Genomic DNA, 25,917 nt, shown 5'->3' with positions numbered 1-25,917 from the left:
GGGGGTGGGGCGGCTTCGCCCAACCCCACCCCCCGCGGAACCGACTTCCGGAAATGTCAAACTTCGGCTGCCTCCCCGGCAAAGCCGGGGGATCTCCTAAGGTATTAGACCCGGACGAATCTCGATCAAAACGGGAGCCCGCTCGGCTTTTTCGTGTTGTTGCTCACTGCCGGTGGTAACATCGCGCGCCGGGGGGGTCATGAAAGCCGGAGACTGCATCGGGGGAGACTATCGCCTCGTCCGTCCACTCGGCGAGGGGGCGATGGGGTCGGTGTGGGAGGCCCAGAATGAGCGCACCGGGCGTCGCGTCGCCATCAAGCTCATTCTGCGGCCGAGCGCGGACCTCCGCCTTCGCCTCAGCCGCGAGGCGCGTGCCTTCAAAAGTTTGTCCCACAAGAACATCGTCGACGTCTATGACGCCGGCGAAACGTCCGCGGGGGATCCATTTCTCGTGATGCAGCTCCTCTCGGGGGAGACGCTCGCGGATCTGTTGGAACGCGAGCGCAGGCTCCCGTCGAAGCAGGCCGCGAGGATTGGCCGGGACGTCGCGCTCGCCCTCGCGGCGGCGCACGAGGCTCGCATCATTCATCGCGATCTGAAGCCGGAGAACGTATTTCTCCACCGGGAATCGAGCCCCGACGGCTTCGTCGTGAAGGTGCTCGATTTCGGCGTGGCCAAGCAGCTCGATACCAAGGACTGCGTCCGCACCGTCACGGGCGTGATGGTCGGCACGCCGGGGTACATGAGCCCCGAGCAGGTGCTTTGCGTCGAGGATCTCGATTTCCGCACGGATGTGTGGTCGCTGGGCGTCGTCCTGTACGAAATGCTCACGGGCGTGCGGCCCTTCAAGGGCAACGTGGACGTCCTCTTCCAGCAGATCCTGACGGCCGAGATTCCGCCGGTGTCGAGTCGCGTCCGCCACGTCGAGCCGCGGCTCGCCGACCTCGTCGACCGGTGCCTGCAGCGCGACCGGTCCAAACGTATTCAGTCCGCCGAACAGCTCGCGGCGCTGCTCGCGCCGCTCGCGGGCCCGCGCGAGGTCGTGCCCCTGCCGGATTCGACGCTCGAGGTCCCCATTCCGTCGACGCTCCCGCGCCCCGACGTCTTGCCGGAGACGCAGAAGTTCACGCTGGCCATCGACGGCACGACGCCCGAGGAGGCCGAGGCGCCGACGCAGGTCGGGGAAGTCGCATTGAATGGCACGGTCATCCTTCCACCCGGGGCGAGTCCGAAAACCGACGGGGACAAGCACAGGCCCGCCCCCCCGGCATTCGATGGTCCGCGGGCGCCGTGGCGGGATGCGTCCCTGAGCGCCATTCTCACCGCGACCACGACGCAGGTCTCCGCCACGGCCGAGAATCGCACCGGGCCGAGCACCACGGTGACCGTGGGAGCCATCACGATGTCGGCCGGGACCGAGCCTTCGGACGGCGCATTGCAGAGGCAGCGGCGAAAGCGTCAGGTGACGCGCCGGGGCGTGCTCTTGCTCCTGCTCTTGGCCGCGCCGGTCTTGATTTTCATCGTGGCGTCACGGGCAACCACGACGAAGCCCACGGACGGCGCCGCTCCAGGCGAGACGCTCGCGCTCCCCTCGCCTCCTCCTCCACGCGCGCAGGACGACGTGGCGCGGGCTGCGCCGGCGCCCGTGTCCCTGCCGGAAGCCGAGCCCGCGCCGCCTTCGTCCACGGACGCCGGGGCCACGCCAAACGTCTCTGGCCCGGACAAACGTGGCGCATTGCCCGTCCGCGGCGGGAGCAAGCCGCCGGTCGATCCGATCGCGTCGCGCCCCGCCACGACGAAGGCGAAATCGCCCGCCCCGAGCACGAAGGCGCCCGCAGGCGCGAAGGCGTGCCCTCGATTCTTCCCGAATTGCAAGCGCTGACCGGACGAGGTTTCCGCATAGGCGCTCGATTCATCGTCAATTCGTGTTATCCTGCCGCATGGGTGGGAGCATCAAAAGGACCTTACGAGCGCGGTATCTCTTCCCGCTCGTTCTGGGGCTCGCCGTGCAGAGCGCCGCGTTTCCCGCGGCGGCGGAGGATCCTCCACCGCCTTCGGAGGCGTCGTCCTCGCCCGCGGACGTGGCCCGGGCGCATTACGTGCGCGGCAAGGACGCGGCGAGGGCGAAGCAATGGCAGGCCGCCCTCGACGAGCTGAGGTCCGCCTGGCGTATCATGCAGCATTTCCAGATCGCGGGGACGCTCGGATGGGTCGAGCTCGAGCTCGGCCACCACCGCGACGCTGCGGAGCACCTCTCGTATTTCTTGCGGCACGCCGAGGACGTGGCGGCCGACGAGATGAAGGCCACCTCCGAAATGCTGTCCGAGGCGCGCGCCAAGGTCACGGAGCTGTCCGTGCAGTCGAACGTGACGGGCAGCCATTTGATCGTCGACGGCGCAGAAATGCGGTGGCCCGAGGCGAACGCTGGCGTATTCGTCGAGCCGGGGCGGCGGACGATCGAGGCGCGGCTCGGCGAGCGATCGTCGGGGCCGGTCGTGATCGAGGCCAAACCCGGGGAATCGCAGCTCTTGCGGCTGGATCTTCCGAAGAAGGAAGCCCCGCGCGGCGTGCTCGCGCAAAAGGAAACCGCGGAGGCGGAGGCGCCGGGAACGACGCGCTCGATGCGCAAGCCGCTGCTCATCGCGGGCGGCGTGACCGCGGGGGTCGGGATCCTGGGCGGTGTCGTGTTCACGGCCCTTTCCAAGCAGCGGGCCGGCGAGGCGGCTGCGATGGCGCAGTCTCTTTCCGGCGAGAAAGACGATTACTGCACTTCGAATCCCGGCGCGGGCGCGTGCCCCGATCTCGTTCGCCTGAAGACCGCGCAAAACCAGTTCGGCGAGGCCGCGCTGTGGAGCTTCGTCGGAGGCGGCGTGATCGCCGTCGGGACGCTCGTATACGGCCTCTCAGGGCCGAAGCCCCGCGCGACGGGATCGGTGTACGCCCTCCCTGCGGTGTCCTCGCAGGGGGGCTCGCTCATGGTTTTTGGGACCTTTTGAGGAAAAACGAAGATGAGTCGTGTGGAGAATGGGGGAGGTTCGAGGCCCATGCGTCGTCATTCCATGACGTCCACGCTGGCGATGCTCGCCTGCGCCGCGGGCGCCTTTGCGCTTGGAGGCTGCGGGCTCGACGTGTTCGCCGATTGCAGCGTCACGAAGACGTGCGCCGGCCAGGCGAGCTCGCAGACGGTATGCCCTCTCGACGGGGATCCGAGCCGGCCTGCATCGTGCGGGCTGTACGTAGCGGCCTCGGGCGACGATACGAACCCGGGGACGGCCGAGCGCCCGCTGCGGACGCTGCGCGCGGCCGTGGACAAGGTGCAGAAGCAGGGCGCGCGGCCCATTTACGCGTGCGCCGAGACGTTCATCGAGCCGCTCGCGCTCCGCGGCGGCGAGGTGCTTCACGGCGGATACAACTGCACGGGCGGCTCGCCGTGGACCACACAGGTCGGCATGACGACGCTGTCCGCGAGCGCAAACGAGGTACCGCTGCGCGTCGGCGCGGGGGGACCGACGGTCGTGACGAATTTCAAGGTCGTCGCGGCGGACGCGGTCCTGCCTGGTGCCTCGTCGATTGCAGTGATCGCCGATCGGGCCGAGCTCGAGCTCGGCCGGTGTCATTTGGAGGCCGGCAAAGGCGCGGACGGGCTTGCCCCGACGCCCGAGGCCAAGGGCGCGACCGACGGGATGCCCGGAAAAATGGGGTTTGCCGCGTGCACGTACACCGCGGTGCAGGAGGTCTCCTCGACGTGTGGAACGGTCGAATCGATCGGCGGATCGGGGGGGTTCGGCACCTCGCCCTGGGGAAAGGCCGGTCGCAATAGCTCGCTCGGCAAGGACGTGAGCGGCGGCCAGGGCGGCGAGCCCGAAGGATTCACGGGGATCGAATGCACGCCGGGCGGGCCCGGCGCCGCTGGGACCACGGGCGCACACGGCGCACACGGCGTGGAGCCCGGGACCATCTCGGTGAATGGGTACGAGGGCGCGTCCGGGACGAGCGGCGGCGAAGGAACCGTGGGATTGGCCGGCGGTGGGGGCGGCGCCGCATTGGGCGGGTTGGGCGTGAACAAATGCCCGGCCGGGAGCGCGACGACCCACGGGGCCAGCGGCGGCAGCGGCGGGACGGGCGGATGCGGCGGGAAAGGCGGCGCGGGCGGAGGCGCAGGCGGCGGGAGCTTCGGCCTCCTCTGCATCGACGCGAGGATCTCGTCCGAGGCCGTCACGATCGTCACGGCAGGCGGCGGAAAAGGCGGCGACGGGGCCCAGGGGCAGGCGGGCGGGAATGGCGGCACGGGAGGGCTCGGCGGCCCGCCGCCCCAGTATTCTCCCTTGAAACCCGGGTGCCACGGCGGCAATGGGGGCAATGGGGGCGACGGGGGCCACGGCGGCGGCGGTCGTGGTGGGCATTCAATCGGCATTGCCTATGTGGGGAATGCGCCGGCGGCCACGGGCGTCTCGTTCGAGATTGGGCTCGAGGGTCCGGGCGGCCAGGGCGACGATCCCCAGGATCCGGCGCCCGCGGGCCTGCGCCGGGACATGGAATCGTTCGACTGATTCCCTTCAAAACGAAGTCGCCGCGCTCCTCGGGGGCGCGGCGACGTTCCCTGCCAAACGTGTACGCTCAGAACCTCGGCGGGCCCCCGACGACGGGCGGCGGCTTGCGGGACACCTTCGGCGACCGCGTCTTCGCTTGCTTGTTCGAGGAGGCGACATCCTGCTCCGCGACGCTCGCGCTGGCCTTTTCCTGCACGGGCGGCTTTTCGGATGGCGGGCTCGGCAGAGGCAACACGTCGGGTTTCGCGACGCTCGGAGGCGCGGCCTCGGCGCCGGGAGCGAGGAGCTGCGCCGGTGATCCCGGCGCGGATGGGGCGCCCGGGTTCGCCCCGCGAAGCAGGTACATGCCGAAGCAACCCATGGCCACGACCGCGCCGAGTCCGGCCCAGGGCCATCGCTTCGTGGCCGAAGGCGGCGGCATTTCGGCGGAGGGCCCGGCCGACTCCGCCCGTGTGGGCTCCTCCCCGACGAGCAGGCTCGTGGCGGGTCCACGATATTGATCCCGCCAGCCGCGCCCGCGCTCGGGGCCTTCGTGGCCACGCACGGGCGTCGCGCCGAAGAGCTCCCGCGCGAGCTCGTCCTCGTCGTGCGGCACGCGTTCGAGCGGAAACACCGGCGTGCCCGCCGGCTGCGGGCCGACCTCGCTCGCAGGCAAGAATCGGATCGTGATGCCGTTCGGCAGATCGGATTCCCGCCCGTTCGAGAGGGCCGTCCATTTGATGTTCGAACGATACAGGACGGCCGCGATCCGCGCCGCGCACGCCGCGATCCCCTCGAACGGCGTGTCGTCGTCGTGCACGATCACGATACGCCCCGGCAGCTTGACCTCCTCGGCCACCGCCCAGCGGAGCGAGCGAGTCCCCGGCCCCGCCGAAGGCAGCCCGTCGAAGCTCGCTTTGTAGGCTTGCAAGAGGGGCAGCGCCGCGGCCGGATCCTCGCCGCGCCGGGCATACGTGTGATACCAGCCATGGCCCTCGGCCGTTACCGCCGTACGCTCGAAGAGCCGCGCCCGGAATTCGAGCGCGGCGCGACACACGAAGGCCGCGTCGAGATCACGCTCGATGGCCACGATGGCGTGCGAGAACGGCGGGTCTTGCCGGCCGGCGTGATCGCGGGCGCCGCGGATGCGCAGCCCGAAGATCAGCGCCACGCCGCCGCGCCCCGGCTCGTGTTGCGTGTCGTCGCGGGAGAGGTTCCCGATGGCGAACGCGCAATCACTCGTCGTCCGCGGCTCGATGTACTTGAGAAGCCGCGAGAGGTGACCGAAATGCTGCCGGGACAAGGGGCCCTGGGGCACCTCGGGGTGATAGATGAAATCGATCTGGTGCCCCGGGACGTTCCCGTGCAGGAAATGGTACCAGGCCACGTCGGCGGGCGCCTTGTACGTCGGCGCCACGTAGCCTCCCCTTCGGCCTTCGCCGCGCGCGCTCATTTAGTTCACCCGCGAAAGCTTGGGAGGTTCGGAGGACGCGTTCACCGCGGGCAGCGGAACCGTTTTCTCCGATCTCTCCACCTTCGACGTCTCCGACAGGTCCTTCACCATGCGCTGCAAGAGCTGCGAGTCGTAGGCTTGCTTCGGGAGGATCCGCTCCACGAAATGCGAGAACAGGAGATGGGTCGAGTGCCCGTAGTTCGCGGAGCCGACGAAGACGCGGATGTCGAGCTGCATCGAGTACTTCGTGAGGTTCTCGATGAGCGGGGCATAAAGCTTCTTCGCTTGCTCCTCCACCTCGAGCGGCGTGCCGGAGAGCAGATCACTCTTGTTGATGAAAAGCACCACGGTCTTGCACGACGCCACGGTCTTCGGGCCGAAGAAGAACTTGAGCGCCTGCGGCTGGAACTCCTGGAGCTGCTCCTGAACACGCCCGGGGTCGACCTTCTTCGCGTCCTTGCCGCCGAGATCGACGACGATGAGCAGCCCGTGAATCTCGTCCCCGATGAGCTCCTGCTGCGCGTCGACGATGTGCTCGCCGCCCCAGTCGCCGACCTCGAAGACGTGCTCGATGACCACGTCCTTCTGAAGCACGTGGCTCACGGTCCGCTCGTAACGGTCGATCTTGGTGCCGGCGAGGACGCCGAGGTCGATGAGCGGGTTCGCCCATTTGAGGGTGAGCGAGGTCTTTCCCGTGGCTTTCACGCCGAGCGTGAGGATCTTGTATGTCTTGCGCGTGATCTTCGGCCGCTTCTCGAGCTCGGCCCGGAGCCAGAGGATTTCCTGCTCCTGATGATCGAGCCAGCCGACCTTTTTCTTGTCCTCTTCCACCGCGACGTGGAGCTTCGCCACGAGCGCCTTGTTTTCGTTCTCCAGGCCATCGACGCGCTTCCGAGCGTCGATTTCGGCCTGGGTCGACCGCCGATATCGCGCCGCCATGAACACGAGCCCTGCCATGGCGAACGCGAGCAAGATGCACGAGGCGATGAGCATCGACATGAGAGTCCCCCGGGAATCCCCCGAATCATCGAGGACGGGACGGCGTGCGCTCCGCGCAAGCTCGTCCGGCTCGTCCGTCGGCGAGCTCCAGTGTAGCCCAGAATTGAATCGCGGAACACAGGCTTTCGGTGGTTGTCGGGAGTCTGTCAGGATCGGAATGCGCTTCTCCGTCGAGCACATTCTCCGTCGCCGGAGGGCTTGCCTTGTCACCCATCGTATGGCAGAGTCGCGCCGTGGCATTCATCCGGCTGCGCTGAGCTCGGCATCCTCGTCCTCCTTGCATCCCCGGTACGATCGGGTCGATGCAACGAGCGCGTGGGTGCTTTTCCGTGCCCGCTTCCCCCCGGGGAAGACCGGGCGCGGTGGCTCACGCCGGCAGCCTGGCAGCCCAAAGTGAATAGGCCACATTCGTGCTGCCGGTCGTGAGGCGACGCGCTCCCGCGTCTTCCCTTCCGTATGCGCCTCCGGGCGCGCGAAGAGGAGTTTTTCATGACCGAACGTAGTGCTCTCTCGTCCGCGGCTTCTTCGTCCTTCGAGCCGCTCGATTCCGCCCCCGCGCTCCTCGCGGCCGCTCGCCGCGCGGGGCTCCAGATCACGACCGAAATGGCCGATTTCGATCGAAGTGGGCTAGATTTCCTCGTGGTACACGCCCACGACGAGGAAGGCGTGCCGTGGGTCGTGCGGACGCCGCGGCGCATGGCCGTGGTGGAGTCCGCGCGCGTCGAGGCGCGGGTGCTCGGCCTCGTGCGCGGGCACCTGCCCGTCGCGGTGCCGCATTGGCGCGTGTTCACCGAGCAGGTGATCGCCTACCCGCGCCTCGGCGGCGTCCCCGCCGTCACCGTGGATCCGGCAGTCGGCGTCGTCTGGAATCGTGTCGATCCGGCGGCCCCCTCGGAGACGTTCATCCATTCGTTCGCCGAGGCGCTCGCGGCATTACAAAAGGTGAGCGTCCGAGCGATCGAGGAGGCGGGCGTCCCGAGGAAATCGATCGACGACACCCGCGTCGAAATCGCTCGCGCCATGGACGAGACGCGCGAGATCCTCGCGACGCCGGACGTGGTCTGGGCGCGTTGGCAACGCTGGCTCGCGAATGACGCGATCTGGCCGCGTCATCTCGCCCTGGTGCACGGCGATCTCCACCCGGGTCACATGCTGCTCGACGAAGAGGGCCGTTTGACGGGGATCCTCGACTGGACCGAGGCCCACCTCGGGGATCCCTCGATCGATTTCGCGCTGTTCGTCGGCGCGTTCGGCAAGGCAGCGCTCGACGCTTGCCTCGAGCGTTTCGAGGCGGCCGGCGGCACGACGTGGAGCGGCCTCGCGGCCCACGCCGCCGAGCGCTGGGCGGCGTTCCCGGCGCTCGGGGCGAAGTGGGGGCTCACCGCGGGCAACGATGGCGCGATCGAGTTCGCCCGAACGATGCTCGCGACGATCGAAAAAGAAAGCGGGTGAGCGTGCGGCGATTCGTAGAGCCGATCAAGAATCCTTCAATCGCCACGGCGGGAAGCGCCGCGCCTCCCCGGCCCGGTAAAGACAAACTCGATTGCCCGCCGGATCCGTGACGTACGCCTCGCGCCAGAGCCAGCGCTGGTCCGTGGGGAGCACATCGAACGAGAGGCCCGCTCTCGACAGGCGCTCGACCGTCGCGTCGAGGTCGTCTTCCTCGAAATAAACAACCACGCCGTCCTTCGCGGGCGGCGTGTCCTGCAGGTGCAGCGAGAACGTGGCCGGTTCGCCGCCGGCCGCGTCGGGGCATTCGAAGCGCGCGTAGTGGTCGGAGCGCACGATGAGGCGCAAGCCGAGCGCCTGATAGAAGGCAATCGAGGCCGCAATGTCCGTGGCCGCCACGGTGACCTGGTTCATTCGCATGAACCGAGTGTAGGGCGGCCAGCGTCGCAGGGGCAAGCGTCTCATCTTGGGAGGCGCTGCGCTGGGGCGTTGCCCCAGACCCCACCAGGGGCTATCCGCCCCTGGACCCGGACCAGCGCAAGCGCTGGACCCGGGGCGATGAACTGCGCGATGCGCAGTTCATCGAACAGGCCAGGTCAAGACCAACGACGACCCTGCCCATCAAAACCGCGTCGTTGACGATTCAACAGGCAACGTGCCCGTCGCCAGCACCTCCATGGTCTTGCCACCGGCCTGTGGGAAGAACTGCGCATCGCGCAGTTCTTCCCCAATCGGTCCAGGGCTTGCCCTGGTTCGGGTCGAGGGGCGAACAGCCCCCGCGGGGCCCGGGGCAGCGCCCCGGCGCGACGGTTTGCGATGAGCGGCGGCGTGGGTCAGTTCTGAATCGCGCGGTACATCTGGATGCGCGAGGCATTGCCGCCGCTGATGGCCGGCACCTGGCATTCGAGATAGAACGAGCTGAACGTGTACGTGTCCGAGATCGACGCGACGTTCAAGGTCTGGTAGCTCGAGCTCGAACCGCTCGAGCATGACCACGTGCCGTTGATCTTTGTGCCGTCCGGGTTCTTCGAGACCGCCCGGCAGCACACGTTCGCCCCCGCGTTCTGGTCGACGACGAAGACCGTGCCGCTGAGGTTCGTGGTCGTGACGCCCGTGCCAATCGGACGCTCCGTCGGGCAGATCGCCGTGACCAGCGAGGCGGACTGATTTTCGGCCTCCCCGTCGGCGCGCGCGGTGAGGGCCTGGCCGCTCGTGGCCACGCAAGCCGAGCCGGGCGCGTTCTGGGTCGAGGCCGCGAGCGCGACGCCAGCGTAGAGGAGCCCTCCGACGAGGATGAGGAGACCCTTGAGGGGGGAGTGCTTCTTGTTCATCATGGCTTTCGTCCTTCGCTTTCGAATCGTCGTATCTATCTACGTTTGAATCTTCGGTTTCTCTTCGGTCGCTCGGCGCTCAGCGCATCGACTGGCGCGACCGGTACCCCTGAATGCCCGAGAGGCCGAGCGCGGCGCTTCCCGGCAGCGTGCAATTCAGGCTGAACTGGCTCCACGTGTACGGGTCGTACAGAGACGGGAGCTGAAGCGTCTGGTAATCCGCGCTCGCGCCGCTCGAGCAGACCGTCGTCGTCTCGATGTGCGTCCCCGTCGGGTTCTTCGACTGGAGCTTGCAGCACACGTCCTGGCTCGCGTGGCGATCCAGCACGAAGAGCCGCGGCACGTCGACCACGTTCGGATACCCGTCCTCACCCCCGGGCCGTTGCATGGGGCATACCACCTGGCCCGACCACACGCTCGAATTGAAGGCCTCGCCGTCGCTGCCGTGATCGACCAGCGCGCTGCCCACGGGCCGGCAATACGTGCCCGCCTGGTTCACCTGCTTGACCACGGTCGGGTTGACGATGCCGTTCACCCAGTCACGAAACGCCTCGACGCTCGTCTGGCGGTTGTAATTCGTCGTGTTGCCCGCCTTCATCACGCCCGTCAGGCCGGAGCCGTTCCAGCAGGACGAACCCGAGTCCCCCGGCAGCTCCATTTGACCGAGTGCGTTCGGGACCTGGAACCGATACCACATGACCGGATCGATCGGGTCCTCGATGATGCTGAACGACGCGGTCCGCAAGTTGCCGTCCGTCGGCGTCAGGCATACGCCCCAGTCGTGGCAATACTGGCCAGCGGGGCACGGCATCGACGCGGAGCAAGCGGCGCCCGAGTTGATCGCGCCATACCCGGCGCAGAACACGGTATCGCCGATCAGCGACGCCGTGGTGCCCGTATAAAGCGGCAGCGACGCGTTTCCCGGGTCGATCGGATTGGCGAGGCGGAGGAGTGCGACGTCCACGCCCGCGGCGGTCTGCGGGTGGAAGAGGAGCTCGACGCCCACGGAGGACGTCACGCTGCCGTCGTCCTCCGTCAGCCGCGCGGTGATGGTCGCGGGATCGGTGCCCGTCCCATCCGGAAAGCAATGGCCGGCGGTGAGCACCCATTCGCGGTTGAGTAGGGTCCCCGTGCAGCCCGGCAGCCGAACCACATTCCGCGTCCAGGTCTGGGTATTTTGCGTCCACGGGTCCCAGACCGTGCCGTTCTTGATGGCATGCTCGGCCTCCGCCGTGGCCTCTTCGTTCACGTCGCGCAGCTCGCCCTCGGCACATCCGCTGCCCAGGGCCGCGGTGAGCGCGAGCGCCATGAGCGTCGCTCCGCACATGCGGCGGTAGGGCGCAAACCTCTGGCTTCGTTGGTGTGTCATGACAATTGGCTCCCTCGTCCGGACGGCGACTCGATTGTCGTCCGGTAGCGCGAGGAGCCATTGCGCGAACCGTGCCAAGCCCGATCGGGCGCGGGGCGGGGCTACCGCGCGGAGCTTCGGAGCCCGTAACGGTCGACGAGCTTGTGGAGGAACTGTCGCGACACGGAAATCGCCTCGGCCGTGCGCGAGATGTTGCCCCCGTGCTCGCGGAGCTTCGTCGCGAGGTACTGCCGCTCGAAGCGCTCGAGCACCATCTCGCGCGCCGAGAGCAGCGGCAGGCCGAGGAGCCCGCCGAGATCACCTTCCTCGGCCTCCCCCGCCGGAGCCTCGTGCGCCTCCGGCGCGGCCGCAGGCGCCGCAGCGGCGGGCTCGGGCGAACGCGCAGGTTCGGGCGCGGCGGCCGCGGGCGGCTTGCGTGCCTGGGCGCCGAGCGCCGACACCGCGAAGTCCGGGAAGAGGCAGAGGCGCGCCACCACGTTGCGAAGCTCGCGGACGTTGCCGGGCCAGTCGTGCGCGAGGAGCAAGGACATCGCGTGCGGCGGCAGATCGGCGAGCGTGCGCTTCGGCGTTTGCGCCGCGAGGAATCGCTCGACGAGCGCGGGGATGTCGTCCTTGCGCTCGCGCAGCGGCGGGATGTTCACCTCGACGACCGCGAGCCGGTAGTAGAGGTCCTCGCGGAACGATTTCTCGGCGACGCGCGCGCGGAGATCACGGTGCGTCGCGGCCACGATGCGCGCGTCGAAGGGGCGCCACTCGACCGCGCCCACGCGCCGCACCTGCCGCGCTTCGAGCGCGCGGAGAAGCTTCGGCTGCAGATCCAGAGGGAGCTCGCCGAGCTCGTCGATGAACAAGGTCCCGCGATCGGCCTGTTCGAGCAGGCCCGCATGCGCGGAGACCGCGCCCGTGAAGGCCCCGCGCGCGTGGCCGAAGAGCTCGGCCTCGATCAAGCTCGGCGCGACGGCGCTGCAGTCGAAGACCACGAACGGGCCGTCCTTGCGTGGGCTCGCGGCGTGGATCGCGCGCGCCAGGACCTCCTTGCCCGTGCCCGACTCGCCGAGCAGGAGCACCGTCTCCGACGACGCCGCGGCGCGCTCGAGCGCGGCGAAAAGCGCGCGCATGGGCAGGCTCTCGCCGATCGCCTCGCCGAACCGCGTGGACGTCGACAAGGACACGATCGAAGGCGCGCCCGCGAGGTGCGTCGAGAGGCGCGAGCCGGCGAGCGTGACGACGGTGCCGAGCGGGAGGAGGACCTCCATCACCGCGAGATCGCCGATGAGCGTGCCGTTCTTGCTGCCGAGGTCACGCAGCACGACGCCTTTCCGCGTGAGACGGAGCTCGCAGTGCCGGCGCGAGACGCGCGGATCCGACACGACGAGATCACACTCGGCGCTCGTGCCGACGACGAGCGTCTCCATGCCGAGCGGGGCCTCGCGCATCGTGCCGTCGGGCGCGGTCACGCGGACCCGGAGCGCCGGCAGGAGCACAGCGTTGTCCGTGACATCGGAGAGCGTGCACCCAGGCTCCTCCGCCCGCGTCATCCCGCGCATCGTTGCAGATCTCGAAAGCTCGTCAAGACAAGCCCGGCGTGCCCGCTTCGCCGCGCTATCATCCGCGCTGCATGCCCCCGAGTTCGCGTCTCGCTGCGCGTCTTCCGCCCGGAGTGGCGCCGCAGATCGGGCCGTACCTCCTCGTGCAGCAGCTCGGGAAGGGCGGGTTCGCCCCGGTCTTCCTCGCGGAGGAGCGGTACGACGGCAAGCTGCTGCGCCACGTGGCGATCAAGCTGTTCGCGTTCGACGCGGCCGCCGCGCGGGGCCACGACGTGAGCCGGTGGCGCGACGAGATCATCGAGGAGGCGCGCGCCCTCTGCCGCGTCGAGCACCCGAACGTGGTGCGGTTCTACGCGCTGCTCTGCGACGATGCGTCCGCGCGGATCGGCCTCGTGATGGAGCACGTCGCGGGCGCGAGCCTCGACATGCTCGCCGGCGCGCACGGGCGGCTCGACGAGCGGGTCGTGCTGGAAGCCGCGCGATCCGTGGCCTGGGCGCTCGCGGCGGTGCACGCGGCGGGGCTCGTGCACCGCGACGTGAAGCCCGCGAACATCGTGCGCGGGCCCTCCGGCTACAAGCTCATCGACTTCGGGATCGCGGTGGCCCCGGAACTCGCGGCCGCGACGCCCGCGACCGTGGCGGAGCTCGCGGCCGCGGACACGACGCGCGCGGAGCCGCCTCCCGCGCCCGCGGCGGCCGCTCCGCGTGATCCGGACACGCACACGCAGACGATGACCATGACGGCCTCGCCGATCGCGGCGGCAGCGCCGGGCCCCGGCGCCCGCCCAGGCCTCCGCGTCGCGGGCACGCTCGGCTACCTCGCGCCCGAGTGCCTCTCGCAGCTCCCGACGCCCGCGAGTGATCTGTACTCGCTCGGCGTGACCATGTTCCACCTCGTCACGGGCCGCCTCCCACACGAGACGCCCATGCCCCAGGGGCCCGCGCCATCGCTCGTGACGAGCGTCCCTGCGCGGAGCGTGATCACGGCCGAGCTCTCGCTCCTCGTCGATCGGTTGCTCGCGCTCGATCCGCTCCTCAGACCTCGCCATGCCGAATGGGTCGCGCGCGAACTCGAACGCCTCCTCGCGCGGCTCGATCCCGCGGTCCTCGCGCCCGTCACGTCGATCGCGCCGCTCTCCGTCCGCAGACCCGCGCCGGTTTCCACGCCCGCTCGCAAGGCCGCGCCCGCGCCCGAGACGTGCCCCCCGCTCGTGGGCCGCGACGAGGCGCTCGCGACGCTCCAGCGCGCCGCGGACGAGGCGAAGAAGGGACGCTGCCAGGTCGTGGTGTTCACGGGGCCGCAGGGCATCGGCCGCAGCCGCCTCCTCGATGCTGCTGCCGAGCGCTGGACCTTCGAGGACGCGCGCATCCTCAGGGTCCATTGCCCGCCCGAGCAGCAGAGCCCTCTCTACCCGTTCCGCCGCGCCGTCGAGGATCTCCCGCCCGAGATCGCGCCTTCGTTCGAGCCGCTCGCGCGCGCCCTCGCGCGGGCCTTTTCGCCGGGGCTCGTCCCGGGCCCGGACGAGCTCGCGCAGGCGGTCGAGGCGATCGAGGACGGCCTCGTGCGGGTGAGCGCCTCGGCGCCGCTCCTCGTGCTCGTGGACGACCTCCAGTGGAGCGACACGCCGACGCGCGAGGTCGTGCGCCTCCTCGTGCATCGCGCGGCGGCGGGCGCGCCGGGGCGGCTCTTCGTGGCCCTCGCCGCGCGGCCGGATCCCGTCGCGGGCGCGCCCTTGCGCAAGCTCCTCGGCGAGGCGCGGGCGCGCACGAGCCCCGGGCTCACGTACGTCTCGCTCGGCCCGCTCGAACCCGCGGCCGCGGCGCGCCTCGCGCAGGGCGTCTGTCCCATCACGAAGGAGGTCGAGCGGGCTGTGGTCGCGGGCGCGGCGGGCGTGCCGTTTTACCTCGTGCACGCGCTCGTCGCGTGGCGCGAAGGCGGTGCGATGGTCTGGCAAGACGGCGCCTACCGCGCGGCGAACGAGCAAATCCTGCGAGGCGACGTGCCGGGCGTGGCCGATCTCCTGGAGGCGCGGCTCGGCGCGTGTCTCCCGCCGGGGAGCGATTCCGAGCGTACGCTCTTGCGTGTCCTCGCGGCGGTGGCGCTCGCGGGCGGAGGGCTCGACGTGGATCTCGCGCTGCGGGTGGCCGGGGACGCGGATCGCGCGGAGGAGGCGCTGGAAGCGCTCGTCGGAGCGGGGATCCTGACGGCGCACGGCGAGCGGCAGGAGTACGGGTTCGCGCAGGAGATGGTGCGACAAGCGGCGCTCAACCTGCTCAGGCCGCGCCCGTGGTTTCACAGGCTCCACCGGGCGCTGCTCGACGGCATGGCCGAGGGCGCGCCGGCAGAGCTCGACGCGGCGTTCCTGGCGACGGGGTACGAGCGGCTCGGCGCGCTCGCGGAGGCACGCGTCTGGCTCGGCCGCGCCATGGAGAAGGCGGGCGCGGCGGGGCTCTTCGAGGAGGCGGCGGCGTTCGGCGACAGGCTCGCGGCGATCACGGACGACGCCGAGACGCAGGCGCGGCTCGCGTTCGAAGGGGTCCGGATGCTCATCCGCGGGCGCAAGTTCGAGGAGGCGAAGCAAAGGCTCGATCGGCTGCCGATCCTCGCGGGAGACGGGCCGGAAGCGCGCCGGTTCGATCTGTGGCGGCGCGTCTCGCGGCTCGAGGTGGCGCGCGGGCTCCGGGAGAGCGGCGTTGCGGATGCGACGCTCGTCGCGGATGCGGACGCGTTCGCGGATGTGCGGCTCCGCTGCGAGGCGCGCCTCGCGGTGGCGGGCGTGCTCTTGCCGGAGCGCGCGATGGCGGTCGTGACCGAGGCCGTGGATCTCGCGGCGGGCGCGGGGCCGGCGATGGAGCTTGCGGCGCGGGTGCTGCGCAGCGAGCTCTGTTATGCGCTCGATCCACGGGATCTCGGCCTTGCCGAGCAGGATCTGCGGCGGGCCGTGGCGATCGCTTCGTCGACGAGATCTGCGTGGCACGAGGTGCACATCGAGGGGGATCTGGCGGTGCTGGAGGCCGAGGCGGGGCGCATCGATGCCGCGATCGAGCGTGTCCAGCGGCTCGCCGCGCGCGCGAACGAGCGGGGCATGCGCGGGCAGGAGCGGCTCTTCCTGCAAAACCTCGCGGTGATGCTCCTGCGCGAGGGCCGCGCTCGGGAGGCGGCCGAGACGGCCTCGCGCACCGCGGATCTCGCACGGCAAGCCGGGGATCCGGTGCTGCGCTCGACGGCGCTGTCGCTCCGCGCGGCGGCCCTGACCGAGGTCGGCGCGCTCGTCGACGCGCTCGAGAGCGCGGACGAGGCGGACACGATCCAACGAGAGCGAGGCACCCGCAGCCGTGCCCTGACGCTCCTCCGCCGCGCGGAGATCCTGAGATTGATGGGACGGATGCCCGAAGCGATCGCGGACGCGCGGACGGCGCGGGTGGTGGCCGAGAAGCACCACGATCGGAGCATGGAGATCTGCGCGAAGCTCTGGGAGGTCTTGCGCCTCGTGCAGCAGGGCGAGGTCGCGCGGACGGAGCTCGCGCGCGTGGTGGAGGAAGGACGCGCGGCGGAGATGTCGCTCGGCGCCTTGCCAAGGCGGCTCCTGCGAGAGGCCGAAGCGTGGCTCACGCAGACCGACGAGGGCGCGACGCTGCTGTAGCCAGCCGGCGTCGATCGCTGTCACCACCCGTGGACAGGGTCCCTGCTCGATGTCGCCAGTTGATGACAGTGTCCCCGACCGGTGACGTCGGGCGTGATGGACGGACGCGAGCGGCCAGGGGACGGCCGCGACGGGCGCCGTGTATCGGTGGATGGGTGGTGGAGGGGATGGCGCGGACGGGGAGCGCCCGGCTGCGGGACGTGAGGTGGGTCGGGGGCGGGGAAGCGTCAGCTCTCGGGCGGCGGCGGGGGCGGCGGGGGCTTCGGCCTCGCGTCCTCCATGATGATCCCGCGCTTCGGCTGGCACTTCTTGTTCTCCGCGCTCCACTCGCACTGCTCGGGGTTCGGACACTCGGGCGGCGTGTTCGGGTCCGTGACCTCGGGCGTCGTGCACGTGACCTCCGCGGATGCCGTGCCGGCGCCGGACTCCGCGGGGGGCTGCTGCGCGCCGCCACACGCCACGAGGAGCGCGGCGGCGAGGCCTAGGAAGAGCGGACGGATGGCGGCGAATCTGGGATGATGCATGACAATCTCCAATCTCGAAGCGACCCTCGAACGGTTTCCCTCGGGAGCGAGTCGCGATCTACGCGAGGTCCTTTCAATGAACGTTCCAGGTGCGGCGCCTCCGCCTCGCGAGGCCGAGGGCGCCCGCGGCGAGCGCGACGGCCCCGATTCCCATTTCGGAGGGCGCCCCGGCGGCCTGGCAAGCGCACCCGCGAGGCCCGCGCGCGACCTCGAAGCGGGGCGGGACGGAATGACCGTCGAGCGCGGCCCCATTGCCGGAGACGATGAAGCTCGCCCAGTAATACGGATGCGGATGTTTTTCGCGCACGGCGATCTGGGCCGCGCGTAACGCCTCACTCCGCCCCCCGCCGACGGCGAGGCCTGCGTAATAGGCCGTCATGAGCTCGCTCGTGGCCTCGTCGTCGACCTGCCACAGGCTCATGACCTGCGTCTCGGCCCCTGCAAGGGCGAGCGCGCGGCGCAACCCAAAAACCCCCTCGCCACGCAGCGCCTCGCCCACGCCCGTTTCACACGCCGAGAGCACGACCAGCCGCGTGCCGCGCAGATCGAGCCCCGAAATCTCCAGCGCCGTGAGCACGCCGTCGGCGGCGTCCGTCGTGCTCCGCCGCCCATTCGCGCCAAAAAGCGCGAGCCCCGCCCGGAGGAGCGGGTTTTCCGAGACGAACGCCGACCGCTCCCCTCCCCGCTCACCCTCGTCCCGCCCGCCCGCCGCATGCTGATCCGGAAGGAAAAACCCATGCGTCGCGACATGCAGCACGAGCGGCCCCCGAGCCGCCATGAGCGCTTCTTCCGTCGCTGCCGTCCCTTCCAGAAGCCTCGCGCCGGGCAGCATCCGTTTCACCGCGGCGCCCTCTCTCCGCGTCGCTGGCAACGGCGAAAATCGGATCCGTGTCATCCTCGCAGACCGCGCGCCGCGCCCCTCCCCTGCCGACGCGCTTTCGCCGCGTGCCCCGAATGCCGGATCGACGACCACGAGCGGCGCTTCGCGGGCTTCGGCCGGAGGTTTGGCGAGGCGGACGAGCTCGCGACCACTCGTCAGATACGTGAACGACGTATGCCGGACGAGCGACGTCCCTTTTTCGTCGACGAGCGCAGAGAAGGGCACGAGGTTCAATGCGCCGTCGGGGCTGAGGAGGATCCAGCGGGTATCCCCGAGCAAACCACGGAGCGGCTCCGTGACCAGAGAATCGAGGTACCGCGCGGCGGGGCGCGGATCACGACGGGTGGTCGCGAGATCCCGCAAAAGTCCCGCCGCGACCTCTTCGATGCCCTCGGCATTGCCGAGATCGATCGACGCGACCTCGCCCTCGCGGCGGAGGACGTACGCGGCGAGACGCGGCGCGCCCCAGGTGGGACGAACGGGCGGACCCGAAGGATCGTACGGGCGATACACGACGAGCTCGACGAGCGCGGCGCCCGCGGGAATGGCTCGCTGCACGTCCTCTAGCGAAAGCAGCGCGGAAGGGCCGCCGTCGGGGACGGCGTGCGGATGGGCCGAGAGGCGCGCATCGAGCTCGCGGCGGCGCCGCTCCAGGGCTTCGATTTCGGCCAGGTGCTCCTCGGGCGGCACGTCGATGGGCCCGCGCGAGACGGCTGCAGACAGGCGCGCATCGACCTGGGCCTGCTCGTCGAAAAGCGCGCGCCCCGCCGAATCGAGTGATTGCCGCAAGGCGGAGAGGCTCCCGGCCACGGCGTCGAGGACGATTCCCTTTCGCCGGAGGATCGCGGTCAGAGCGAGGCGGCCCGCCGCGCGATGCTTTGGCGCGACCTGGATGTGCAGCGAGACCAGCGCGTCCGTATCCTCCTGGAGCAAGGCGGCATGCGCGCGTTTCTGGTCCTCGGATCCACGCCCAAGATGCACGCGCGCGGCGCGGTCCGCGAGATCGGCCGCGCGTGCCCGCACGCGCACCGCGTCCTCGATGCGGTCCTGGGCCACGTAAAGATCCCCGAGGTCGCGGAGCGTGCGAGCGATGTCGGGATGGTCCGGGTGGAAGACGGCTTCCCGCAATTCGAGCGCTCGTTTCATCCGCGCCTCGGCGGCGGCGAAGTCTCCTCGACGGGCCAGCAAAAGCCCCATCGCTTGGAGGTACTCCGCGCGCTGCACGTGGTTTTCGTCGAGGGACTCTTCCGCCCCCGCGAGTGCCGCTTTCAAGAGTGGCTCGGCCACATCGGGCTCCCCTCGATCCAGCGCGAGCTCGCCCAGACGCAGCGCGGGCAAGCTCAGGACATCACGGGAAATGCTCGATGCATTGCGGACGCGGGTTTCGAGATCGCGGAGGAGCTCCTCGGCGCGCCTTCGCTCGCCCCGGCGCCGATGCAGCGCGGCGAGCGCTTCGACGGCGCCGATGGCATACGGCGATTCCGCGCTGAAACGCTCCTCTGCAATAGCCACGGCGCGCCGGAGGAGCGGCGCCGCGCCTTCCAGGTCACCGAGAGCGAATCGAATGCGACCGAGGGATTCGTACACCGCCGGATTCGGCTCGCGGGGATCCTGGGCTGCCAAGAGGCGCACGAAGATCGGCTCGGCCCGCGCATAATCGCCGTAGAGCGTGTAGGTGCTCCCGAGCAAAAAAGGGAAATGCCCATTATCGTTCGGGGCATCTTCCAGGAGCTTCACCGCGCGATCGGCCAGGCGCACGGCCTCGGGATACCGGCCCGCCTCGACGAGCTTCAGGATCTGCGCGTAGAGCGAAGCCCCGCTCTCGCCCTCCTGGGCCACCTCGTCGGCCCACGCGACGGGGCACGCCGGCACGGCGAACGCCCCGGCGACGACAGCGAGCAGCCCCATGCGCAGGAGGGGCCGGCGGAGCCTGGATCGAGGAGCGCGCATCGGGGTCGTCCGAAAAAGCAACGCGCTGTATAGAAGAGCAAAAGGCCCTCTGTCAACGGGAGCCCGGTGCTCCTCGCGACGCCCGGGGCTCTGATCCCCGTGGATCCCGGCCCGAGCGCGTGTATCGTTCGCCCATGGCAGCCCCTCCCGAAGCACGCGCCGATGGCTCCCTCTCCGCCGATCTGCGCGCGCTCGTCGCCTCCCCGCGCGAGCTCTGGACCGTGTACGCGATGAAGCTCCTCGAGTCCGTCGCGTATTTCGCCATCTGGTCGCTTCTCGTGATTTTCTTGTCGGACGATCACGGCTTCTCCGATACCGCCGCCGGCTCCGTCGCGGGCACCTGGCTCACGGTCATCAGCCTCGTCGTGTTCCTCGCTGGCTTCATCGCCGACGGGCTCGGGGTCCGCCGCGCGCTCGTGATCGCGGCCCTCTCCACGGCCATCGGCCGGGGCATGCTCGCGTTCGCGGGCGACAAGATGACCATTTATGCGGCGCTCGCCGCGTCCGTCTGGGGCATTGCCTGCATGAAGCCCACGATGAACGCGGCCGTGCGCAACTACACGACCCCCGCGACGGTCTCCTTCGCATTCTCATTTTATTACGTGCTCATGAACGTCGGCTCGCTCGCCCAGGGGCCGCTCATCACCGAGTTCCGGAAGTGGTTCAAGAGCGGCGCGACGATCGCCGGGATCACGTTCTCGTCGAGCCAGCTGGTCTTCCTCGTCGGGTTCGTCGCCTCCTGCATCAATGTCATCCTCGCGCTCTCCATGCGCGAGGCGAAGCCGGCCACCTCGGACAAACCCACGAAAAACCCGCTCGCGATTGCCCGCGACGTTTTGCGCGAGCCGGCCTTCTGGATCTTCCTGGGGTTCGTCGCGCTCCTCACGTTCGTCCGCCTCGTCCTCCAGCACGCGCATCTGACCTGGCCGAAGTACACGCTCCGCGAGTTCGGACAGGACTTCCCGTTCGCTTATTACTGGTCGATCAACCCTGCGATGATCATCGTCCTCACGCCCGTGGCGACCGCGCTCACGCGCAAATACCCGCCTTACCCGGTGATCTCGATCGGCGCGACGATCACGGCCTTCTCGGTGCTCGCGATGGCCGTCTCGACGACCGTCACGGCGAGCATCGTGTTCATCGTCCTGCTCTCGATCGGCGAGGCGCTCTGGTCGCCGCGGCTCTACGAATACACGGCGACGATCGCGCCGCCCGGACGCGAGGCGAGCTACATGGGCCTCTCGGAGATCCCCCTGTTCCTCGCCAAACCCTTCGTGGGTTTCCTCAGCGGGTATTTGCTCTCCGTGTATTGCCCACCGACCGGCCCGCGGGACTCGCGGCAGATGTGGCTCGTCATCGGGCTCATGACAATCGCGGCGCCGGTCTGTATGCTCGTCTTCCGCCGGAAAATCGAGCGCCACGCGCCCGAAGAGGCCGCGCCGAAGCCCGAAACCGCCTGAGCCCGGACAAACTCAGCGTCTCGTGCTCCCGGCGCGGGGCGCCATCATCGCACTGCGCACGCCGGCGCGCGGGGCCTCCGCTGCGAGCGTCATCTCCCGCCCAGTCCCGTTCACGCCGAGCGCCGCGAGAACCTCCGTGGTATCGGGGAAATCCGCTCGATCGAGGTACCGCTCGAACAGCGGCTGCACGACGGATTGACCGGTCTTCTCATCAACGAACTTCGCGAACTGCTCGGCGGACCACGCCTCCTCGGATCGCGCGCAGCAACGCGCGAGCTCACGCAGCGGCCCATCGAGGCCGTCCTCCACGCCCCGCTTCCTGAGCTCCACGTCCGCGAGGAGCGAAAGCGCCGCGCCGGCCCAATACACCCGCTGGTAAGCGTGCGTCTCGTGCATGTCGATGCTCTCTTGCCGGAGCGTCCGCCCCGTCCCGCGCCGGCTCCCGCGCCGAAAGCCGTCCACGAGATCGTCCCAGGCGCGGTGTTCATCCAATGCCCCCGCCCGCGCCCGCAGGATGTCCGTGTAATACGTCGCGAGCCCCTCGGACAGCCAGGCGTCGCTCGGAAGAAACCGCGGCGCCGACAGATGGAAAAGCTCGTGCACGCCGACCCAGTCCTCGTCGAGCGCCTCGGGCGTGACGGACGACCCCACGATGATCATCACCGTCGGCCCGCCTCCACGCAGCGCCATGCCGAATCCGACCTCCGACCCCGGATGCGGGACGAGCAGCGCCATCACCCGCGGAACGGGAAACCCGTCGTGGAGCTGGGTCAGCGCGGACGCGCTCTTTTGCAGCCATTCCGTCACGAGGGGCGCCCGCTCGCCGAACCCGCCGCCGAGCGCGACGACATCGAGCTCGGCCCCGCCCACGCGCAGCGTCTCTCGCTCGAATTGACCAAACGCACCCGCGCTCCGCATCGTGAAGGCCGACGTCGGCACCCGATACCCTCGTGGATCTTCGGGCCAGGGGAGCGCGGCGCGAACGCCCGGCGGGAGCGTGAAGCTCGCGGTGAAATGCGTCCCTCTGGGCCGGGGCTCGGGCGCGAGCAGCCACACGTCGGGCGCCGCGAGCACGTGGGCATCGCCGTGCGTGATCCAAAAACCCTCCCCCGGCGGACCGAGGTCGACGTCGTAGCCGATACAAGCGCCGTCCGTCGCCGAAGCAATGGGCACGGCATCCTCCTCGAATGTGAGCGGCACGTCGCCGGCGGCCCGCAGGATGCGCGGCCGGCGCACGCGCTCGAGGAGCTCGGGCACCGTCATGCGCAGCCGCGCGAGCCTCAGATCGCGGGGACAAACGGTGGCCGAAAGCGTGCGGAGCTCGGCATCGATCACGAACGAATAATGTACCTCCGGCGCGTCCCCCATCACGGCGCTCGCCTTCGCCGCGGGCGCGCCCCCGCAGCCCCCGGGGAGAAGCAGGCCCAGACAAACCGTCAGCCGGACGAACAGGCTCTCCCTTCGCGCCATGGCCCATGTCTACACCGTCCGGACCTGCTTTCAAAGGGCCTCGCCCCGTGCCCGCCCGGCCGCGAAAATTCCGATCGACGACTGTAATGGGCGGCGCCCCCCTGCGTCGGCAGGGTCGTACCCCTTCCGTCGATCCGACGGAGAACCACGAAGGAGCTTGGTCATGAATGCAAAGCGTATCTACGAGGCGCTGGCCGCCCTCGGGGCGGGCGCCCTGATCACCGGTTGCACCACGTCCCCGGCGCCGCCGGACGGCCCGGACGTGAAACCGGTAGCCGAAACGCCCGCCGCGCCGCCTCCACCGGCAAACGAAAAACCCGCGGCCGCGACGCCCGCGGCCCCCATCCCAGCGCCCCCGAGCGCGGCCGTCGCGCCCTCCGCGGCCCCAGCGAAAGCCGCAGCCAAACCCACCGCGACGCCACGTTCGACGACAGCGCCTCCCGCCCCGTCTCCCGTGACCGCGACGCCGTCCGAGCCCACCGAAAAACCCGCGCCGGCCCCGACGGCCGCGCAGAAGCACGGCGCGCAGATGAGCTGCGGGGAAGGTTCTTGCGGGTGAAACCCGAAGCGCCGGAGCTCGCGGGAATCTCCGAGAGCTCCGGCGCTCGCCCCCATTTCAGGCGGCGCGGGGGCGTGACTCGTAGCCGGCGTCGCGCAGCGCCTCGACGAGGACGTTCGTCGGCGCGCTCGACGGATCGTGCTTCACGAGAACGGTGCCCTCGCGGAGCTTCACGTCGACCTTCTCGACGCCGGCGATCCCGCGTAGCGCGCCGTCGATGTGGCGAATGCAGGACGGGCAGCTCATCCCGTCGACATGGAGCAACGTTTCCTTCATGGCGTCCTTCCTTTCCGGGGAGCGGCCCGTTCGCCGCTCGCACCCCTGAAGACGCAGCCGCCGCGCTTCATTACACCCCGCCAGCCGGTGTAATGCGCCGGGCGGTGATGCGTCTGCGCGGTCGAAGCGAGGTTCCCATGTCGACCGCATCCACTCCCGCTCTCCTCCCCGAGAAAACCGCCGCCCCTGCGGCTCGCCGCATCGACCTGCCCGTCGAAGGCATGACCTGCGCCGCCTGCGTGCGACGCATCGAGCGCGCCTTGCTCGCGACCGAAGGCGTCCGCGAGGCCAAGGTCAACCTCGTCACGCGCACCGCGACGATCACGTACGACCCCACGGCCTCCGGAACCGAACCGCTCATCACGGCCATCGAACGCGCGGGCTACAGCGTCCCGCAACAAGCAGCCGCCCCGGAAACCTCCGCCGCCGCGCCCGCTGAACGAACCCACGCAGCCGACGCGAGCCTCGACCACGAGCGCCGCGTGCTCCGGCGCGACTTCACCTTTGCGCTCGGGCTCTCTGTCCCATTGCTCGTCCTCGGCATGTCACACGGCCGGATCCCCGGCGCGGACGGCACGCTCGGCCGCCTCGTGCAGCTCGCCCTCGCGACGGCCGTGATCCTCGGCCCCGGCCGCCGATTCTTTCGCCTCGCGTGGATCGCGCTCCGGCACCACGCCGCCGACATGAACACCCTCGTGAGCCTCGGGACCGGCGCCGCGTGGGTCTATTCCGCGATCGCCGTCCTCGCGCCCGGCCTCTTCCCGCACGCCGCGCATGGCCTGCGTCCGCACGTCTATTTCGAGGCCGTCGGGGCCATCGTGAGCTTCGTCCTGCTCGGCAAGCTCCTCGAAACCCGCGCGCGAAAGCGCCTCACGGACGCCGTGCGTGGGCTCGTCGCGCTCCAGCCGAAGACGGCGTGGCGGCTCCGCGGCGGCATCGGCGACATCGAGGAGGAGATCCCTCTCGCGCAGCTCGTGCCGGGCGACGTCGTACGGGTTCGTCCCGGCGAACGCCTCCCGAGCGATGGGGACGTGATCGCGGGCGCATCCGCGGTCGACGAATCGATGCTCACCGGCGAGAGCCTTCCGGTCGACAAAACCGCGGGCTCGGCTGTCTTCGGCGGCACGCTGAACCGGAGCGGACAGCTCACCGTGCGCATCACGAAGACCGGCGCGGAGACAGCGCTCGCGCAGATCGCCTCGGCCGTCGAGCAAGCGCAAGGCTCGAAGGCGCCCATTGCGCGCCTCGCGGACACGGTGAGCGGGGTGTTCGTCCCGGTGGTGCTCGGCATCGCGACCCTCGCGTTTGCCGCGTGGCTCATCGCCGATCCCACGACGACGGGCCTCGCCGCCGCGGTCGAGCGGTTCGTCGCGGTGCTCGTCATCGCTTGCCCTTGCGCGCTCGGCCTCGCCACGCCGGCCGCCGTTGCTGTAGGCACGGGCCGCGGCGCCGAGCTCGGCGTGCTCGTGAAGGGCGGCACCGCGCTCGAAGCCGCGAGCCGCGTGGACACGGTGATCGTCGACAAAACGGGCACGGTCACGGCCAGCCGCCCGACGCTCTCGGCGGTGAAAACCATGCCGAGCTTCCGCGAGGAAGACGTCCTCCACCTCGTGGGATCCGCGGAGCTCGGCAGCGAGCATCCGGTGGCGAAGGCGCTCGTCGAGGGAGCACGCGCGCGTGGATTCGCCCTCGTTTCGCCCGAGGAATTCCGCGCGGATGCAGGGCGCGGCGTGCTTGCGCGTGTCGCGAAGCGCGAGGTTCGAATCGGCACCGCGCGTTACCTCGCCGAGCACGGCATCGATGCGGCTCCGCTCGAAGACGCTGCGGAAGCGCTCGCAGAGGCCGGGAACACGCCTTCGTTCGTCGCCATCGAGGGACAACTCGCCGGCCTCGTCGCGGTCGCCGATCTGCCGACGCCGGAGGCCAAAGAAGCCATCGCCGCCCTGCACGCGCTCGGCGTGCGTGTCGCCATGGCGACCGGCGATCGTGAGGCCACCGCGCGCGCCGTGGCGCGATCCCTCGGAATCGACGAGGTCCACGCGGGCGTCCGCCCCGAGGACAAGGCCCGTATCGTCGCCGAGGAGCGCGCGAAAGGGCGCATCGTCGCGATGGTCGGCGACGGTATCAACGACGCTCCAGCGCTCGCCGGCGCCCACGTCGGCATCGCCGTCGCGACCGGCACCGACATCGCGGTCGCGGCGGCCGACATCGCGCTCCTCCGCGGCGGAATCGCCTCGCTCCCCACGGCGCTCGGCCTCGCGCGCGCCACGTTGCGCACGATCCGTCGCAACCTCTTCTGGGCCTTCGTCTACAACGTGATCGGCATCCCGATCGCTGCGGGCGCCCTCTTTCCGCTCACCGGCTGGCTCCTCTCGCCGGTCCTGGCGAGCGCGGCCATGAGCTTGTCGAGCGTGTCCGTCCTCCTCAGCTCCTTGCGGCTTCGTTCCTATGGAACCAAACGATGAGCACGCGCGCCG

Annotated in this window: 18 protein-coding genes; 8 read left to right on the top strand and 10 right to left on the bottom strand. The window is 70.0% G+C overall.

Annotation, left to right across the window (positions count from 1 at the left end; genetic code table 11):
• Positions 1-199 precede the first annotated feature (199 nt).
• From KEG57_RS46065 to KEG57_RS46055, 3 genes are read left to right on the top strand one after another with little or no spacing between them, the layout of a single operon-like run.
• Positions 200-1,882, top strand: a complete 1,683-nt coding sequence (locus tag KEG57_RS46065) for a serine/threonine-protein kinase (RefSeq protein ID WP_272427467.1) — start codon at positions 200-202, stop codon at positions 1,880-1,882.
• 58 nt (positions 1,883-1,940) lie between these two features.
• Positions 1,941-2,996 (top strand): hypothetical protein, encoded by a 1,056-nt coding sequence (locus KEG57_RS46060; protein ID WP_272427465.1) that lies wholly within the window; start codon positions 1,941-1,943, stop codon positions 2,994-2,996.
• A 48-nt stretch (positions 2,997-3,044) separates the two neighbouring features.
• A complete protein-coding gene (locus tag KEG57_RS46055; protein WP_272427463.1) occupies positions 3,045-4,550 on the top strand; it encodes a PGRS family protein in 1,506 nt (501 codons plus the stop codon).
• 67 nt (positions 4,551-4,617) lie between these two features.
• Here the strand turns inward: KEG57_RS46055 and KEG57_RS46050 are convergent, their stop codons facing one another.
• Positions 4,618-5,946, bottom strand: a complete 1,329-nt coding sequence (locus tag KEG57_RS46050; protein ID WP_272427462.1) for a hypothetical protein — start codon at positions 5,944-5,946, stop codon at positions 4,618-4,620.
• A gap of 36 nt (positions 5,947-5,982) precedes the next feature.
• Complete coding sequence (locus KEG57_RS46045; protein ID WP_272427460.1) at positions 5,983-6,981, bottom strand: hypothetical protein; 999 nt, start codon at positions 6,979-6,981, stop codon at positions 5,983-5,985.
• 489 nt (positions 6,982-7,470) lie between these two features.
• Here KEG57_RS46045 and KEG57_RS46040 point away from each other — a divergent pair, with 489 nt between their 5' ends.
• The gene (locus KEG57_RS46040) at positions 7,471-8,433 is read left to right on the top strand and encodes a macrolide 2'-phosphotransferase (protein WP_272427459.1); all 963 of its coding nucleotides are present in this window, start codon (positions 7,471-7,473) and stop codon (positions 8,431-8,433) included.
• Between the two features lie 24 nt (positions 8,434-8,457).
• Here KEG57_RS46040 and KEG57_RS46035 read toward each other — a convergent pair whose 3' ends face one another.
• From KEG57_RS46035 to KEG57_RS46020, 4 genes are all read right to left on the bottom strand, one after another.
• Positions 8,458-8,850, bottom strand: a complete 393-nt coding sequence (locus KEG57_RS46035; RefSeq protein ID WP_272427458.1) for a VOC family protein — start codon at positions 8,848-8,850, stop codon at positions 8,458-8,460.
• A gap of 413 nt (positions 8,851-9,263) precedes the next feature.
• On the bottom strand, positions 9,264-9,764 hold the full coding sequence (locus KEG57_RS46030) for a hypothetical protein (RefSeq protein WP_272427457.1): 501 nt from the start codon (positions 9,762-9,764) through the stop codon (positions 9,264-9,266).
• 76 nt (positions 9,765-9,840) lie between these two features.
• Positions 9,841-11,130, bottom strand: a complete 1,290-nt coding sequence (locus KEG57_RS46025; RefSeq protein ID WP_272427456.1) for a trypsin-like serine protease — start codon at positions 11,128-11,130, stop codon at positions 9,841-9,843.
• 101 nt (positions 11,131-11,231) lie between these two features.
• Positions 11,232-12,668 (bottom strand): sigma 54-interacting transcriptional regulator, encoded by a 1,437-nt coding sequence (locus tag KEG57_RS46020; RefSeq protein WP_272427455.1) that lies wholly within the window; start codon positions 12,666-12,668, stop codon positions 11,232-11,234.
• A gap of 80 nt (positions 12,669-12,748) precedes the next feature.
• On the opposite strand from KEG57_RS46020, the gene KEG57_RS46015 reads away from it, so the two are divergent.
• The gene (locus tag KEG57_RS46015) at positions 12,749-16,321 is read left to right on the top strand and encodes a serine/threonine-protein kinase (RefSeq protein ID WP_272427454.1); all 3,573 of its coding nucleotides are present in this window, start codon (positions 12,749-12,751) and stop codon (positions 16,319-16,321) included.
• A 227-nt stretch (positions 16,322-16,548) separates the two neighbouring features.
• On the opposite strand, the gene KEG57_RS46010 is transcribed toward KEG57_RS46015, so the two are convergent.
• Positions 16,549-16,845, bottom strand: a complete 297-nt coding sequence (locus KEG57_RS46010; protein WP_272427453.1) for a hypothetical protein — start codon at positions 16,843-16,845, stop codon at positions 16,549-16,551.
• A 73-nt stretch (positions 16,846-16,918) separates the two neighbouring features.
• Positions 16,919-19,633 (bottom strand): CHAT domain-containing protein, encoded by a 2,715-nt coding sequence (locus KEG57_RS46005; protein WP_272427451.1) that lies wholly within the window; start codon positions 19,631-19,633, stop codon positions 16,919-16,921.
• A 176-nt stretch (positions 19,634-19,809) separates the two neighbouring features.
• On the opposite strand from KEG57_RS46005, the gene KEG57_RS46000 reads away from it, so the two are divergent.
• Positions 19,810-21,135: an MFS transporter gene (locus tag KEG57_RS46000; protein ID WP_272427450.1), complete on the top strand. Its 1,326-nt coding sequence runs from the start codon at positions 19,810-19,812 to the stop codon at positions 21,133-21,135.
• Positions 21,136-21,147: 12 nt separating this feature from the next.
• On the opposite strand, the gene KEG57_RS45995 is transcribed toward KEG57_RS46000, so the two are convergent.
• Positions 21,148-22,605: a M61 metallopeptidase family protein gene (locus KEG57_RS45995; RefSeq protein ID WP_272427448.1), complete on the bottom strand. Its 1,458-nt coding sequence runs from the start codon at positions 22,603-22,605 to the stop codon at positions 21,148-21,150.
• A 163-nt stretch (positions 22,606-22,768) separates the two neighbouring features.
• On the opposite strand from KEG57_RS45995, the gene KEG57_RS45990 reads away from it, so the two are divergent.
• The gene (locus KEG57_RS45990) at positions 22,769-23,164 is read left to right on the top strand and encodes a hypothetical protein (protein WP_272427447.1); all 396 of its coding nucleotides are present in this window, start codon (positions 22,769-22,771) and stop codon (positions 23,162-23,164) included.
• A 57-nt stretch (positions 23,165-23,221) separates the two neighbouring features.
• On the opposite strand, the gene KEG57_RS45985 is transcribed toward KEG57_RS45990, so the two are convergent.
• The gene (locus KEG57_RS45985) at positions 23,222-23,440 is read right to left on the bottom strand and encodes a heavy-metal-associated domain-containing protein (protein WP_272427445.1); all 219 of its coding nucleotides are present in this window, start codon (positions 23,438-23,440) and stop codon (positions 23,222-23,224) included.
• 137 nt (positions 23,441-23,577) lie between these two features.
• Here KEG57_RS45985 and KEG57_RS45980 point away from each other — a divergent pair, with 137 nt between their 5' ends.
• The gene (locus KEG57_RS45980) at positions 23,578-25,905 is read left to right on the top strand and encodes a heavy metal translocating P-type ATPase (protein WP_272427444.1); all 2,328 of its coding nucleotides are present in this window, start codon (positions 23,578-23,580) and stop codon (positions 25,903-25,905) included.
• Positions 25,906-25,917: the final 12 nt, after the last annotated feature.

It is taken from the genome of Polyangium jinanense (genome assembly GCF_028435365.1).
Note: the sequence above shows the minus strand (reverse complement) of the source record. Positions and strands in the feature narration are given on the sequence as shown.

Coding starts and splice junctions, on each gene's coding strand:
- KEG57_RS46005 (WP_272427451.1), bottom strand. CDS start 19,633: ATGGGGCTGCTCGCTGTCGTCGCCGGGGCGTTCGCCGTGCCGGCGTGC.
- KEG57_RS46000 (WP_272427450.1), top strand. CDS start 19,810: ATGGCAGCCCCTCCCGAAGCACGCGCCGATGGCTCCCTCTCCGCCGAT.
- KEG57_RS46035 (WP_272427458.1), bottom strand. CDS start 8,850: ATGCGAATGAACCAGGTCACCGTGGCGGCCACGGACATTGCGGCCTCG.
- KEG57_RS46015 (WP_272427454.1), top strand. CDS start 12,749: ATGCCCCCGAGTTCGCGTCTCGCTGCGCGTCTTCCGCCCGGAGTGGCG.
- KEG57_RS46045 (WP_272427460.1), bottom strand. CDS start 6,981: ATGTCGATGCTCATCGCCTCGTGCATCTTGCTCGCGTTCGCCATGGCA.
- KEG57_RS46055 (WP_272427463.1), top strand. CDS start 3,045: ATGCGTCGTCATTCCATGACGTCCACGCTGGCGATGCTCGCCTGCGCC.
- KEG57_RS45990 (WP_272427447.1), top strand. CDS start 22,769: ATGAATGCAAAGCGTATCTACGAGGCGCTGGCCGCCCTCGGGGCGGGC.
- KEG57_RS46025 (WP_272427456.1), bottom strand. CDS start 11,130: ATGACACACCAACGAAGCCAGAGGTTTGCGCCCTACCGCCGCATGTGC.
- KEG57_RS45995 (WP_272427448.1), bottom strand. CDS start 22,605: ATGGCGCGAAGGGAGAGCCTGTTCGTCCGGCTGACGGTTTGTCTGGGC.
- KEG57_RS46030 (WP_272427457.1), bottom strand. CDS start 9,764: ATGATGAACAAGAAGCACTCCCCCCTCAAGGGTCTCCTCATCCTCGTC.
- KEG57_RS45980 (WP_272427444.1), top strand. CDS start 23,578: ATGTCGACCGCATCCACTCCCGCTCTCCTCCCCGAGAAAACCGCCGCC.
- KEG57_RS46020 (WP_272427455.1), bottom strand. CDS start 12,668: ATGACGCGGGCGGAGGAGCCTGGGTGCACGCTCTCCGATGTCACGGAC.
- KEG57_RS45985 (WP_272427445.1), bottom strand. CDS start 23,440: ATGAAGGAAACGTTGCTCCATGTCGACGGGATGAGCTGCCCGTCCTGC.
- KEG57_RS46060 (WP_272427465.1), top strand. CDS start 1,941: ATGGGTGGGAGCATCAAAAGGACCTTACGAGCGCGGTATCTCTTCCCG.
- KEG57_RS46065 (WP_272427467.1), top strand. CDS start 200: ATGAAAGCCGGAGACTGCATCGGGGGAGACTATCGCCTCGTCCGTCCA.
- KEG57_RS46040 (WP_272427459.1), top strand. CDS start 7,471: ATGACCGAACGTAGTGCTCTCTCGTCCGCGGCTTCTTCGTCCTTCGAG.
- KEG57_RS46010 (WP_272427453.1), bottom strand. CDS start 16,845: ATGCATCATCCCAGATTCGCCGCCATCCGTCCGCTCTTCCTAGGCCTC.